General features: G+C 39.2%; 13 protein-coding genes. 8 read left to right on the top strand and 5 right to left on the bottom strand.

Features of this window, described 5'->3' with window-relative positions:
* Nucleotides 1–167: 167 nt before the first annotated feature.
* A complete protein-coding gene (locus tag L4C37_RS17005) occupies nucleotides 168–1,157 on the bottom strand; it encodes a CobW family GTP-binding protein (RefSeq protein ID WP_137375262.1) in 990 nt (329 codons plus the stop codon).
* Between the two features lie 711 nt (nucleotides 1,158–1,868).
* Here L4C37_RS17005 and L4C37_RS17000 point away from each other — a divergent pair.
* Nucleotides 1,869–2,846, top strand: a complete 978-nt coding sequence (locus tag L4C37_RS17000; protein WP_137375263.1) for a TDT family transporter — start codon at nucleotides 1,869–1,871, stop codon at nucleotides 2,844–2,846.
* A gap of 90 nt (nucleotides 2,847–2,936) precedes the next feature.
* Here the strand turns inward: L4C37_RS17000 and L4C37_RS16995 are convergent, their stop codons facing one another.
* Both L4C37_RS16995 and hmpA read right to left on the bottom strand, forming a co-directional pair.
* On the bottom strand, nucleotides 2,937–4,337 hold the full coding sequence (locus tag L4C37_RS16995; RefSeq protein ID WP_429769263.1) for a CHASE4 domain-containing protein: 1,401 nt from the start codon (nucleotides 4,335–4,337) through the stop codon (nucleotides 2,937–2,939).
* Between the two features lie 193 nt (nucleotides 4,338–4,530).
* The gene (gene hmpA / locus L4C37_RS16990; RefSeq protein WP_429769262.1) at nucleotides 4,531–5,727 is read right to left on the bottom strand and encodes an NO-inducible flavohemoprotein; all 1,197 of its coding nucleotides are present in this window, start codon (nucleotides 5,725–5,727) and stop codon (nucleotides 4,531–4,533) included.
* A 381-nt stretch (nucleotides 5,728–6,108) separates the two neighbouring features.
* Between hmpA and norR the strand changes: the two genes are divergently transcribed.
* Both norR and L4C37_RS16980 read left to right on the top strand, forming a co-directional pair.
* Nucleotides 6,109–7,698, top strand: coding sequence for a nitric oxide reductase transcriptional regulator NorR (norR, locus tag L4C37_RS16985; protein WP_429769261.1), 1,590 nt, complete (start codon nucleotides 6,109–6,111; stop codon nucleotides 7,696–7,698).
* A 171-nt stretch (nucleotides 7,699–7,869) separates the two neighbouring features.
* On the top strand, nucleotides 7,870–8,229 hold the full coding sequence (locus tag L4C37_RS16980) for a glutaredoxin family protein (RefSeq protein ID WP_137375267.1): 360 nt from the start codon (nucleotides 7,870–7,872) through the stop codon (nucleotides 8,227–8,229).
* A gap of 149 nt (nucleotides 8,230–8,378) precedes the next feature.
* On the opposite strand, the gene L4C37_RS16975 is transcribed toward L4C37_RS16980, so the two are convergent.
* Nucleotides 8,379–8,987 carry an OmpA family protein gene (locus L4C37_RS16975; RefSeq protein WP_429769260.1) on the bottom strand — a complete coding sequence of 203 codons (609 nt, stop codon included), beginning with the start codon at nucleotides 8,985–8,987 and terminating at the stop codon, nucleotides 8,379–8,381.
* A gap of 240 nt (nucleotides 8,988–9,227) precedes the next feature.
* Here L4C37_RS16975 and L4C37_RS16970 point away from each other — a divergent pair, with 240 nt between their 5' ends.
* Both L4C37_RS16970 and bamJ read left to right on the top strand, forming a co-directional pair.
* A complete protein-coding gene (locus tag L4C37_RS16970; RefSeq protein WP_273293575.1) occupies nucleotides 9,228–9,851 on the top strand; it encodes a thiol:disulfide interchange protein DsbA/DsbL in 624 nt (207 codons plus the stop codon).
* 63 nt (nucleotides 9,852–9,914) lie between these two features.
* Entirely contained in the window at nucleotides 9,915–10,388 is a 474-nt protein-coding gene (bamJ, locus tag L4C37_RS16965) for a BamJ family beta-barrel-assembly machinery protein (protein WP_137375270.1), read from the top strand.
* Between the two features lie 121 nt (nucleotides 10,389–10,509).
* Here the strand turns inward: bamJ and L4C37_RS16960 are convergent, their stop codons facing one another.
* Entirely contained in the window at nucleotides 10,510–11,658 is a 1,149-nt protein-coding gene (locus tag L4C37_RS16960) for a hypothetical protein (protein ID WP_429769259.1), read from the bottom strand.
* Nucleotides 11,659–11,989: 331 nt separating this feature from the next.
* On the opposite strand from L4C37_RS16960, the gene L4C37_RS16955 reads away from it, so the two are divergent.
* The 3 genes from L4C37_RS16955 (at nucleotide 11,990) to L4C37_RS16945 (ending at nucleotide 14,401) form a co-directional block, all read left to right on the top strand.
* Nucleotides 11,990–12,580: a TetR/AcrR family transcriptional regulator gene (locus tag L4C37_RS16955; RefSeq protein WP_273293579.1), complete on the top strand. Its 591-nt coding sequence runs from the start codon at nucleotides 11,990–11,992 to the stop codon at nucleotides 12,578–12,580.
* A 134-nt stretch (nucleotides 12,581–12,714) separates the two neighbouring features.
* Complete coding sequence (locus tag L4C37_RS16950; protein WP_372266422.1) at nucleotides 12,715–13,746, top strand: NADP-dependent oxidoreductase; 1,032 nt, start codon at nucleotides 12,715–12,717, stop codon at nucleotides 13,744–13,746.
* A gap of 34 nt (nucleotides 13,747–13,780) precedes the next feature.
* Nucleotides 13,781–14,401: a glutathione S-transferase family protein gene (locus L4C37_RS16945; RefSeq protein WP_429769258.1), complete on the top strand. Its 621-nt coding sequence runs from the start codon at nucleotides 13,781–13,783 to the stop codon at nucleotides 14,399–14,401.
* Nucleotides 14,402–14,501: the final 100 nt, after the last annotated feature.

The following is a 14,501-nucleotide window of genomic DNA, read 5'->3' as shown; positions in this document are numbered from 1 at the left end:
ACCAACTCATTTCAGTTTACAGAACGTTTTACTTTGTATTTATCCTAAAGAAATATTCTGTAAAGCTTAGCAGTAGCGTTAACAAGTCACTTTTATCGTTAGTTACTAAAATGGTTAGTCAATTAGCTAGTTAGTAAATTCGTTAGAGACTTAATTTACTAGCTAGGTTATTTCTCTTGAAGCCCACAAAGTGATAGCAACACTTGCTCTAAATCATCCCATGGCATCAGTTGTGAATCGATAACCTCTAAGCGAGATTCAAAGCCATCTAATGATATTTCATGAACAGAAACAACTTGATTCGCGACATTGAACGCGTAACAACCTTGATCAGTATTAATTACAGCTTTCACACGCTCTGCGGTTAATGCAGAAAGCATAGAGAATAGTTGGTCAAAGTCGAACTTATGCTCTGCCCCAAATAACCACCCACAACTGAAATAGCCCTGACCTTTATTTTCTTTTCTGACAAAAGCTTCACCAGGCGCAAGCTCGAATTGAGGCTCTTGCTCTGCATGGTCATGATGATGAGATTCTAGGTTAAAAGAAGCGCTGCCATGGACTCTTTCAATATCAAGCACTTCGAGTGGAATCTCTCCATGATGTATCAGTTTACTGAACACCTTAGGTGGTGATTGCTCGGTAACCCAATCATTAAATGCATCAATATCTTCTGAATGAACCAAATCAACCTTGGTACCAATAATCACATCTGCGCTATCTAGTTGGTCATTGAAGTTTTGGTTGGAAGTATATTTTTCAATACTTAAATTACGTGGGTCAACAAGCCCTAATGTCGCTTTAAGATCAACATAAGGCTGGTATTGTTCTGATGTTAAAGTGGCAACAACTTGTTTAGGGTGACCTAAGCCTGTTGGTTCAATCAGGAGCCTATCGGGCTTTTGACGTAATAGCGCATTGATTCCTACAGACATTGGTACGCCAGCAGTACAACACATACAACCGCCAGGTACTTCTTTAATCATTGCACCTTGATCTGTGAGCAACGCACCATCAATACCAATCTCACCAAATTCATTCACTAAAACCGCCCAATGTTCATTGTCAGGCTTATTTTTAAGTAAGTTAAGAATTGAGGTCGTCTTACCTACTCCTAAGAAGCCGGTAATAATATTTGTTGGCACTTTATTCGTCATGTCACATCTCCTTTTTCTTGGAGTATATACCTAATTATGGCAAAAAAGGCAGTAGACCATGACATTTTAACTCCCTGACATATAGGTAATTACTCGCCCAAAACCATTAAGTTATTAGCTTAAAGTTAATACAAATTAAATAGGAAGGTAGTTTTAATAAAGATAGTTTTAAAAGTGACAGGCAGACAAAAGGCGTACTGTATGTAGCAAGTACGCCTTACCCTCGTGACTCAATCGTGAGTTCGCGAATCAGGAAGTCATAGATAGCAACCTGAACATATTACGAGGAACTAGAAATGGTATTTTTGAATCCATCCAAATTGTGTGTAAAACCTCATTCTCCTTGCGGTTCGTTATGTTGCTTTACAATTTAACTATGGTTCATTTTCAAAGAAAAACAAGAAATCACACCCCGAAAAACACCTTTTGTGATCTTGATTCAAAAGTCAAACTTTTAAGCTCAATTTACCCCAACAAACTTGAAATCATAAGTTACGCAATTCTCGTGTACTCCGCATGTTTTCCAATGATGTTCTTGTGTAAAATTTGCGTGCAAGATGCTTTAGTGTCACATAAATCATTTCCAGCTTATGTCCATATGAAACTTAGCTTTACTTTGTATAGGTGTGTTTGTAGCATCGCCTGCAATTAAGTCTCATCCTGATTTAGCTACTACCTTCTCGTTAACTGACCGAAAAACGGAGCAATACATTGAACTGGAGACGACTCATTCGTGTGCAAAATGTCCCACCTTCTCAAGCATCACTAGCACTTGGGGTTATAGGATTAGGGCAAGCATGGTCTCTTTATATTCCAGGTTTCGGTGACACCATTAGACCCTTGATGGCATCATTGGGTGCTATTCTATTACTTCCTGTATTACTCAAATATTTCACTAGCTACAATACTTTTATAAACGATATCCGCCATCCTTTAAGTGGAAGCTTAATGGCTCCTATGAGCATGGCTTTACTCGTACTTTCAGATTATCTCGCCGCCGTTTCACCAGCTTTAGCCTATCCGATTTGGTTTGGTGCACTATTACTTCACTTTACTATGATGGTCTTATTTTTCAGCTTTCAAGCTATGAATTTTAAGATGTCTAATATTGTCCCTAGCTGGTTCCTTTATCCTGTAGGGCTTATTAGTAGCTCGCTCGCGGGTTCTCAATTCGGGCTGACCGTGTTTTCAGAAACTCTTGCTTCGGTTTGTATCGGCATTTATTTTTTCATGCTACCGGTTGTTTTATACAGACTGGTTTTCGAAGGCAAATTACCAAAACGCGCAAGGCCGACTCTTGCAATCATGGCGGCTCCAGTGAACCTTTCATTGGCAGCATATCTTGTTAATTTTCCAAACCCTGACCCTATTTTAACGGGTGCGTTAGCGGGTATTGCTATCACAATGACATTACTCATTTACTTATGCTATATCCGACTAATGCGTCTTAAATTTCAACCTTCTATTGCTGCAGTAACTTTCCCATCGGTTATCAGTTCTATTGCCATGCACCACCTAACGACTTTATTTGGCACAGAATATCCGCAATGGTACTGGCTTCATTCCTTTGGTTTTTTTGAACTCACTATCGCTACCATTCTCGTTGTGTGGGTTTCAGGTGGTTATGTGAAAATGTACTGGCCTGAATTTTTCAACACTTCAAAGGCAATTAACAAATTAAAGCGATAAAAAGACTGAATGTATCAATTCCTTGGACATACAAGTAAAAAAACGGGAAGCAATACGCTTCCCGTTTTTCATATGTATTTTTGATTCAAACTACTTTTGTAACCTTAAAATTATCATAGCGCCTTTCTGTTCTGTATCTCTGTACAAAATTGGACTCACTTGAACTTCAACAAGAAAAGTCTTATTGGGCTCACTTAGCTTACGTATATTGACCTGCCCACTAAACTCACTCAATGTCTCAAGCGCTCGATATAACCAATTTGCAACGCTTGGCGAATTTTCATCCACAGAAGCAAAGAGAAGTTCAAAATCTTGGCAATAGAGTTCTTTAGAATCAATTCTCAACCACTCAGCTGCCGCGGGGTTGCAGTAATCAATTTTCCCCTTGCTATCCACCGTAAAAATAAAATCACTGATCGAATATAAAAGTAATTGACTGAATTGATGTTGCTGGTAAAGGTTGTTGTAAATCTCACTAAATTTATTACTTAAAACGCTGATTTCACCGTATTGCGAGTATTCATAAGGACGTAGGTCTTCTGCCAACTCTGAACCATTAACCTGATTTAACCATGCAATTAATCGTTTTATAGGCTTAGTTACTGTTGCTCGTAACACTACAACTAGAACACCACTGAGTACGATAAGCAGAATAAATTCGGGAATGAGCAAACGCCACTGAGAGGCAATACTAAAAGGACTTCGCTCAATGACGAGTTCCGCTAAAATAGGCAATCGAGATTGATCGGAAAAGAAAATGCTGTACGTCGCTTCTAATGTTTTTTCTGTATATAAGATCTCTGATTTTTCGACTTGCCAATCAGTACCAAATGCCATTCTCTCAATCGCATCTGGTTGATGCATATTAATAAGACTAAAAGACTCACCGAGGTCTGAACTTATCTCATCGAGAGTCCGTTGCGTCATCTCTCTTAGTAATGTAATTCGACCATTACTTAACATGCTTCCCGAATTGTCGCTGACAGGCTGCGATACGTATACAAGGATACGACCTTGTAAAAATACGACTCCTCGTTGAACCACTCCACTCTCAATGCCATTTATATCAGTGAATAATGACCATAGCTGGCTATCGGTGATGTAGTCATATGAACTGATTCGATAAAGCGCTTTACCAGCATTGTTATGGATAATAACTCCATTCAATGAGCGAGTCTTGATTGAATCAGAGTCCAGTGAGTTTTCTACAAAATTGCGGTTTGGAGTATTAATAAAATCAAATGTCTCATTCCAATACCCGTAATCTTTCGCCATCTCGGCAACACTATCGACTCTCGCTCCTAATAAATTAAGTCCAATGAATAAGTATTTACCCACCAGTTTTTCTTCTTGTTCTTTTTTCTCATTATGCGCTGCATACATGGAAATGCTGGTCATGATTCCAAACATCAGAGTCATGGCAAACACAAAGATAATGACTAATCGTTTTTCTATCGAATGGTGCCATTTAATTCTTTTGATAGTGTTCATTCCATACTCCAAAGTTTACAAGCGAAAGCTAATTTTAACCTTGGTAGTATATGTACATCACATAAAGCATTCCATACCATAAATGTGTTTTAAATAAAAAAAAGACCTCAGATTGACTGAGGTCCTTGATTTATTAAACTCATTATTTTAAATGAACAATGTTTTAGCTAACATTTTCTGAGGCAAAAGTTGCCTAGAAGTTAGAATGGGGACCAAACACTTCATAATGAACTCGGTCACGGCTGACGTCCAATGAATCCAATTGTTCAACAATATTCTTCATGAAACCAACCGGGCCACAGATATAGAAGTCCCCCTCAGAAAATGATTCTAATCTAGAGATTTCTTCAAGATTCATCATCCCTTCAAAAGTATGTTCACAAGGTTCATTTTCCGTTTTCATATACCATGTTTTTGCAGCCCAACCGTTCGTATCCATAATCTGTTGAACTCGGTTCGAGAACGAATGTTGTGATGAATCTTCGCAAGCATGTAAGTATGTAACAGCCTCTGCTTTAGAACTACTATTCAATAATTCAAGCATAGATTGCATTGGCGTAACGCCCACACCAGCAGAAATAAGTGTCACAGGCTTATTACGTTCTTGATACATAAAGTCGCCAGCCGGCGCATACAAATTAACTTCATCACCCACTTGTACGAAGTCGTGAAGATGATTCGAAACTAAACCAGCTTGATCTGTTCCATGCCCTTCTCTCTTTACTGAGATTCGATAGTGCTTACCATTGGGTTGATCTGACAATGAATATTGACGAATTTCATTATAGTCACTGCCTGTAGGTTGCACTTCAATACCAATATATTGACCAGGAATATAATCCAATACGCTCTCACCATCTTTTGGTGTCAGAACGAAGCTTTTCACTAGCTCAGATTCTTGTGTCTTTTCAGAAACAATGAAAGTACGAGCAGCTTCCCACCCACCAACAGCTTGCTTACGCTGCAGGTACAATTCAGCTTCACGATCAATGAAAACCTTAGCTAAAAACAAATATGCCGCAGTCCAAGCTTCCTCAACTTCAGCAGTAAACGCGTCTGGTGCTAATTCTCTTAACGTTTCAATTAGGTGAAGGCCAACTATTTGGTAATGCTCTGGCTGGATATTAAAGCTCGTGTGCTTTTGAGCAATACGCTCTACTGCGGTGGTCAGTGCAGAAAGGTTTTCAATATTTTTTGCGTAAGCTGCGATAGCTTCAAATAATGCGACACTCTGACGACCTGTTTGTTGATGCGTCATGTTGAAAATGTCTTTTAGCTCTGGGTTATGCGTGAACATGCGTTGATAGAAATGCACAGTTAAGGCAGGTCCTGCGCTTTCTAATAATGGGATAGTCGATTTGATAATGTCTATGTGTTGATTGTTAAGCATGTTGATACTCCGTTCACTAGTAAGTTGACAATTTTTATGTCGAACTGACCAATATTGTTGAAATTTGACTTTATTGATTTCAATTAACGTCAATTTGAGTTCTTTGACTCTTTTATTGATTAACGTTAATTTCGCTTATGAATGGGCTTTATTAATGAGTTTATTGCTCATTATTTATTATGCTATTACAGCGACTTACCATTCAGTCCACTCACCAGATTTTTTCTGGATACTTCCCTATAGCATAAAGAGTGCCAACCTTTGAAAGCCCGTAAATGCGAGCTTTAGCGAGAATTATTAGCATTTATCTAAGTCATAAAGACCTGTTAAAAAAGTCAGAAAGACACTACTATGTATTAAAATTAGAAATGCGAGTCAATCATGCAAGATATTTCAGCTTCAACATTAATGGAAATGACCATTGGGCTAGCCAGCGGGCTTAATGACCAAGATAGGTTCAATCGTTTAATAGACGCAATTCGAAAAACCATTACCTGTGACTGTGTTGCCTTACTTCGCCTTCAAGGTGACACTTTAGTCCCTATCGCAATGCAGGGGCTAAGCAGAGATACGTTTGGCAGACGATTTGTTATTGAGGAACACCCTCGCTTTAAAGAGATCTGTGAATCTAAATCACCCATTCGTTTCGATTCTGATAGCTCACTACCCGACCCATTTGATGGATTACTCATTGATCACGATGGTGATTTACCAATGCACGCTTGCATGGGTCTACCTCTGTTATTCGGAGATAAACTACTTGGCGTTTTAACCCTTGATAGCCTTGCACCAGATGTATTCACCAACATCCCAGCTCGTAATTTAGAAGTACTCGCTGCTATTGCGGCCTCCACCATGCAAATGGCAATGACTTTTTCTCAACTTGAACACCAAGCAAAACAATCAAAGCAGTTATTAGAAGAATTAAACGTAGAAGCTTGGGAGCGTGATGGCGGTGAGTTAATTGGTAAAAGTGACACCATGACAGCATTGAAAAATGATATCGCGGTTGTGGCTCCCTCTGAATTTAACATCTTAATTCACGGCGATACCGGTGTCGGTAAAGAACTTGTCGCACGAACTCTTCATCACCAATCTCAGCGCAAACGTAAACCTCTTGTTTATGTGAACTGTGCGGCTATTCCTGAAAACCTAGTAGAAAGTGAACTGTTTGGGCATGTTCGCGGGGCATTTACTGGTGCTGATAAAAACCGTACAGGTAAATTTGCTTTAGCCGACGGCGGAACACTCTTCTTAGATGAAATCGGTGAATTACCATTGGCGGCGCAAAGTAAATTACTGCGCGCTTTACAAAACAATGAAATTCAACCTGTTGGTCAAGACAACATTGAAACCATTGATGTGCGAGTATTGGCTGCAACAAACCGAGATTTAAAACAAGAAGTAGAGGATGGTCGATTCAGAGCCGATTTATATCATCGTTTGAGTGTTTACCCAATTGCGGTTCCAGCTTTGAACGAACGTGGTGACGACATCAGTTTATTAGCAGGGTTCTTCTTAGAACAAGCTCGACGCAAACTCGGCATTAACCAGATCAAATTCAGATCTGATGTATTGGTTTTCTTAAATCGATACAGCTGGCCAGGTAACGTACGTGAACTTGAGCATGTAATCAGCCGCTCAGCCTTAAAAGCACTTGCACGTAGTACAAACAAAAGTTTAGTAACGATCTCCAAAGAAGACTGCGGTCCGTTGGATCAAGATCAACCAACACCTGCCCTTTTAGATACCTCTTCAAATACCAAAAGTCCAACTATCGATTTAAGTGAAGGGTTAAGAACGGCAACTGAAGATTTCCAAAGAACCGTCATTACAGAAGCACTTGAACAGTCAAACTATAACTGGGCTCAAGCGGGTCGCCTACTGAAAACAGATAGGGCTAATCTAACCAGGCTAGCAAAACGCTTAGGGTTAAATGTGGCAAAAACTCACACAATTGAAAGGCTTTAAGTCCTATTCATAAGTTAGTTGAAGTCAGCAGTGAACACAGCAGGCTACTTCAACTAACAATCCCAGCTATATTCAGACACAAATATTATGTCTGAGGGTTGAGTGTATTGAGTAGATTGTGTATATAATGCTGCGAATTGTAAAACTTACTTTAAATATGTAGAGATAATTATGAAGTTTATCCGTTGGTTTCTTGGTCGAATCATTTTGCTTTTGAATTTTGTGTTTTCACCTCGTGGCGTTAAGCGTTCTCAAGAAGAACAAAACACTGTGAATGAAAGTGCAAAAAATTACGCTCTTTATCAATTTGAAGCTTGTCCATTTTGCGTCAAAGTTCGCCGTTCAATGAAACGTCAATCTGTTAAGTTTGACATCCGTGATGCTAAAAATAATGAACAGCACCGTTCGGAGCTTGAAGCTGGTGGTGGCAGAGTTAAAGTGCCATGTCTACGTATTGAAAAAGATGGCAAAACTGAATGGATGTATGAATCATCTGATATTGTTGCTTATCTAGAAAAAGAATTTGCTTAATCGAATCTAGTCCTGAATTAATATCACTCAGGTGATTTCGCATAAGTAATTTAGTAAATCAAAAAGCCCCATAGTTACGAGCATAACTATGGGGCTTTTGAATTTAGAACAGTTCAGCAAACATGGACTGGAAATTCTACATTGTGAAATTAATTAGAGACAATCAACATAAGCTCAACTCGTCTATTGCAAGCTTTACCCTGAGAAGATTGGTTATTACACGCTGGTACATATTCACCAAACCCCCGAGTATAAATAGACGAACTTGAAACGTTATTTTTTTCCAGCCTTGCTTTTATTTGTTTTGCACGTTTCTCTGATAGTGGGTCATTAATATAGTCAGAACCGGTATTATCCGTGTGCCCTTCAATAACCACATCAATGTCTGTTCGCTTAGCTAAATAATCCCCTAAGATATCAAGCCATTGATTATAGTTAGGCGGAGTCGCAGAACCCGTATTAAAGTTAATGTGATCAGAAAGTTTTACCATTATATGGTCACCAGGAAGTAACTCATAATCAATACGATGCTGTCTCAAAAACACTTCCAAGGAGTCCCCCATAGAAGCATGAGATCCATAGTTATTTGCGATTATTTTTTTCTGAGGGGCATTTTGCTGAACAGGTTGTTGTACAGCCCCCCAATCAGGGTAGAGAACGTCATAATTTGTCTTCGGCGCAGTCTCAAGCATGCTCTCAAACTGCATCACCTGGCACCCTGTTAATGCTAAGCTAAAAACTATGGCTAAATACTTCATTCAATTGCCCACTCATCTGCTCGTATTTATCTTACTTTTACCTATATCGGCACATCTCCAATAACTTTAGTTCAAATAGATCCATGCAAGGTAAAAAGTGTTCAAGATCACATTTTACCCTACGGCTTAACTTGGAATGATAAAGCTTGGCTTTGTTTGCATTTAATTACTTTATTATGGTTTGCCAACTGCCTCTAAATGGTTAAAATCTGGAAACTTCTCAAAGTCCGAGTAAACACAATGTTTAAACCATTTTCTAAAATTATCGCAGCTGCCTTTGCCCTTCTAATTCTTGCCGGGTGTAGTGAAAACAGTGAGCCTCAAGAAGGAACACAGTTTCAAAAACTACCTGTTGAACTGACTGAATTTAACCTTGCACCGATCACAGAAGTCTTCTCTTTAAATTGTGGTCATTGCCGCACCATGGAAAACAACATCCCTGAAATTGAATCTCTGACTAATCAGAAGGTTGGTAAGGTTCATGTTACTTTCAATGAAAGTGCACAAATCAGCGCAATGATTTTTTACACAGCCGTAATGCAACTTAATGACAACCCAAACCATGAATTTATGGAAGACCTTTTCGCTGCAGTGCAAATGGGGGGCGATGTAACCCCAGAACAGCGCCAATCAGCGCTAGAAACGGCTTTTACTTCTCGTGGTTTAGTTAGCCCTTACCAGTTGAATAAAGAACAGCAAATTGCTCTATTTCAATATATTGAAAAAGCACAAGAGATTTCAGTCAAAGGACAAATCAATTCAGTTCCTGCTTTCATCATTAACGGTAAGTACCAAATTTTAACCGCAGGTCATCAAGACATTAATGGTATTGCAGAAACCATTAATTACTTACTTGCGAAGTAATTAATACAGCTGTTATTTAACTGAATATTCGATTCAAATATAAACCAAAGCTAGGCGTACACTATGACCAAATTTATTCTACCTGTTATTGTTTTCATTCTTGCAGGTTTCATGATTTACCGTACATGGACAAATCACAAAGCAGGCGAACAAAACATTGAAGTTGAGCAAAATTTCTTAGCAGAAAACGCTCAGAAAGAAGGGGTGATCACCACTGAGAGCGGTCTTCAATACCTTGTGCTTGTTGAAGGAACGGGGACTGAAAAGCCAGTTTCAAGCAGTAAAGTTAAAGTGCATTACCATGGTACTTTGATTGATGGGACAGTTTTTGATAGCTCAGTTGATCGTAATGAACCAATAACATTTGGCGTTAAGCAAGTGATCAAAGGCTGGCAAGAAGGTCTTCAATATATGGTCGTTGGTCAAAAAATTCGTCTATTTGTGCCAAGTAAACTTGGTTACGGAAAAGGCGGCTCAGGCCCTATCCCACCGTCTTCTACTCTAATCTTTGATGTTGAGCTTCTTGAAATTCAATAAGTACTAAAGCTAAACAGCTAAACAGCTAAACAGAGTAGCTAACTCAAATGTAAAAAGCCCCTTTGCTCTTTTGAACAAAGGGGCTTTTATTTGCCTAGGCTTTATGAAACCAACCAAGTTGTTATTTAGAAAGGCTTAGGTTCAGCGCAGAATCAAACTCTTCATTATTACCTTTTGATACATGGACAGAACTGCCTTCAGCCCACACTTGATGAAGTGTTTCATTGACATCGGTTTCGCTCATGTGCGCAATATGGTAATCAAAAAACATTAACTTATCAGATGGTTGGATGTACACATCTTGGTTGATCACTGACAATGAAATATCAGACGCAGTTTGAAGCAAAGTTTGATCAAGCTCCTCTTTCAGAGCTACACGGATATTAACAAGCTCTTGCTTAAATTCGTTTCTAGTAATACCAATATTAACGATATCTTCTACAGCCTCTTGCATGACTAAGTAAGCATTGTTGATATCCATTTCAGAGTTTAACTCTACAATTGTGGTAGTCATAATTTGCTCGTCAAATACAACTACTTCAGAAGTATCAACACTGGTAAACATGATTTGCTTATCTTGATAAGCTTGCTCTAAACGGTGAGTTAAAGATCTGTTTGAAATTTCACGTGTGAGTTTTTCGCGTTGCGCTTTTTTGCTGTCTTCTAAATCAACATGGCTAAGCACTGTCATTGAAATTGAAGTCGCTGACTTTACAACATTAATGGTCAGTTCTTCAAAGTTAGGAGCAGAAGAATTAGCAATCGACTGAGAATGTTCACGTTCAATTTCGATATAACCGTTATTGTCCGAGAAGGTTTTATACAGTGTGCGTTTTAATTTACCGGTTCTAAAATCACCGACGATCACTAAAGAAACATCCTGATCATTCGTAGACACTTGTTCAATTTTGTTTTTCAATTCATCCATTGAGTCAAATGCTTGCTGCTCTGTTCCAAAGTTCAATATGATTGGTTGGCTTGGATTAACGGCAGTGGTGACTTGAACAGCCACACCAGTGTGATCAGTTGGCATTAAGGTATAACGCAAGTTGTCTGTTAATAAGCCCGTATCCATTTGGCGAGGCAATGCAATATCTACAGGCTCAAACCAAAGATTACTATTCTGCTTTGCAACACTAGTTTGCGGAAGTAGAGCCAAAACTAGTAGAGCTGTGAGAGATGCGGTGCGGCGCGATACTGATGAAATACGAGTTAATAGCTGGTTAGCTAGAGAAGCAGTATATAGAGTAGGTGTTGAAATACGGAGCATAGACGACCTCAATAAAGGCAAATAAAAACCAGTAAGCGAAACATCTCACCTACTACTATTCGTTATTGAAGATTGCTTATAATCGTCTCCATGTTCGTCTGCAAATCCTTACAGCGATGACGCTGCGCAGCCCTTTTATGACAAAAGGTAAACCTGATGATGAGAATCTTATAAATTTTCCGAGATACTATAACCTTTATCTCTACACATCAAATGATATGATTTTTGTATATCATCTTCTGCCACGCATTCTCAATATTGAGAATCTCTATTGCCATTAAATAAAGACACCCCTATAGACGACTGGTCTAATTTGGTTTATCTTAACGCCATGAACGAAAAAACAAACGACACAAGACAGCATATTTTAGATGTCGGATATCAACTGATAGTAAGCAAAGGCTTCACTAGCGTAGGGTTATCCGAGTTATTAAAAGTAGCTGGGGTACCGAAAGGATCTTTTTACCATTACTTCAAATCCAAAGAACAATTTGGTGAAGCACTGATCTTAGATTACTTCGAGCAATATATGACTCGTATTGAATCTATTTTGATTCATGGTGATGGCTCACATTACCAACGTCTTAACCATTATTTTACTCAATGGCTTACAGTTGACTCTGGGACATGTAACGCCCACAAATGTTTAGTCGTTAAGTTAAGCGCTGAAGTATCGGATCTATCCGATTCAATGCGTCAAGCATTATTGCAAGGTGCAGATAAGATCACCTTTGCACTTCAGGAGTGCATCGAGTCGGGTGTACAAGATGGCTCAATACGCGTCAAAGATAGCCAGGAAACAGCTCAAACTCTCTATGCCTTATGGTTAGGGTCAAGTTTACTGAGCAAGTTAAACCAAAATACGCAGAGTTTAGAGTTAGCTCTTCGCACAACAGAAAAGCTGTTACACGAATCAATCTAATAAAAGTAAGCTGAATATAATAAACATACTTCAGCGACTACATTCCGCCACTGCTATTTACAAACAAATACTTGGCGGATTTTTTAGGAATAAACACTAGACGACTGGTCTAATTATAATTTATAGGACATCCAATGACTGAACAAACCAACCGACAAATCGTTTTAGCATCTCGCCCACAAGGTGCACCTACCCAATCAAACTTCCGGTTAGAAAGTATTACTGCTCCAAGTATTCAATCAGGTGAAGTGTTACTACGCAGTATTTACCTTTCTCTAGACCCATACATGCGCGGGCGAATGAGTGATGCAAAATCTTACGCAGACCCTGTGGCTATTAATGAGGTAATGGTTGGTGCGACAGTTTGCCAAGTAGAAGAGTCACTGCATGCAGATTATGAAGCAGGAGAATGGGTACTCGCTTACACTGGTTGGCAAGATTTCGGTGTTTCTGATGGTGAAGGACTTATCAAACTAGGTAAGCAACCTTCTCACCCGTCATACGCGCTTGGCATTATGGGTATGCCTGGTTTCACCGCTTACATGGGTCTGCTAGATATTGGTCAACCAAAGCAAGGTGATACATTGGTTGTGGCTGCCGCAACAGGAGCTGTTGGAGCGACGGTTGGTCAAATTGGCAAACTAAAAGGTTGTCGTGTTATTGGTGTCGCTGGTGGTGAAGAAAAATGTCGTTACGCTAAAGAAGTTCTAGGGTTTGATGAGTGTATCGACCACAAAGCAGATGACTTCGCACAACAACTAGAAGCGGCATGTGATAAAGGCATAGATGTGTACTTTGAAAATGTCGGTGGCAAAGTCTTTGATGCTGTAATGCCTTTATTAAATACAGGCGCTCGCATTCCAGTTTGTGGTCTTATCTCTCAATACAATGCGACATCATTACCTGAAGGACCTGATCGCATGTCTAGCCTTGTTGCAACTCTACTTATTAAACGAATTAAGATGCAAGGCTTCATTATTTTTGATGACTACGCACATCGCTACAATGAATTTGCAACCCAAATGACTGAGTGGCTTGCACAAGGGAAAATTCATTATCGTGAACACATGATTGAAGGGCTAGAAAATGCACCTGAATCTTTCATGGGTTTATTAGAAGGTAAAAACTTCGGAAAGCTTGTAATTAAAACCAACGAAGCAAAGTAAATTCTAGTCGCTAACGAATATAAGAAGACAACACATGATTACATTACACCACCTGAACAAATCGCGATCAAAACGAATCATTTGGCTTTTGGAAGAACTCGGCGTTGACTACCAAATCAAACCTTACCAAAGAGACAGTGTCACGTTTCTAGCGCCGCCAGAACTAAAAGCAGTACACCCATTGGGTAAATCCCCCGTAATTGAAGACAACGGCGTTGTTATTACGGAATCAGGGGCAATCACAGAATACTTAATTGATAAATATGGCGCGGGCAAATTTTCACCAAACCGCGGGACATCAGAGTATGTGGAATATTCTCAATGGCTGCACTTTGCAGAAAGCTCAGGCATTTTGCCTCTGTTGTTAAAAGTATTTGTACTCAAAGATGGCTGTGAAACCAACTTTCTTAATGACTATGCTGATATTGAAACCTCAAAAGTGATGTCATATGTGAATGACTCTCTTGAAGGGAAGACATATTTAGTGGCAGATCAATTAACTGGCGCAGATTTCATGATGTCATTCATTATCGAAATTCTAGAAGCCAATGGTTCGGTGCACCTTTATCCAAATATTGAGCTGTACTCTAAGCAAATACAGTCGCATGCGACTTATCATAAAGCGAATGCAATCGAGATAGAACATTCTGCTTAAACTCGTTTAAGCTCTTGTCTCGACTCTAGATCTTGTTTAACTAAGATTTCGCTCCTCATCAGGATAAGGTTAGGGACAAGAATCCATTTGCTAACAAAAG

Origin of the sequence: Vibrio kagoshimensis, from assembly GCF_050337535.1 — a bacterium.
Taxonomy (GTDB): Bacteria; Pseudomonadota; Gammaproteobacteria; order Enterobacterales; family Vibrionaceae; genus Vibrio; species Vibrio gallaecicus.
This window is presented reverse-complemented; position numbering and strand designations above follow the sequence as displayed.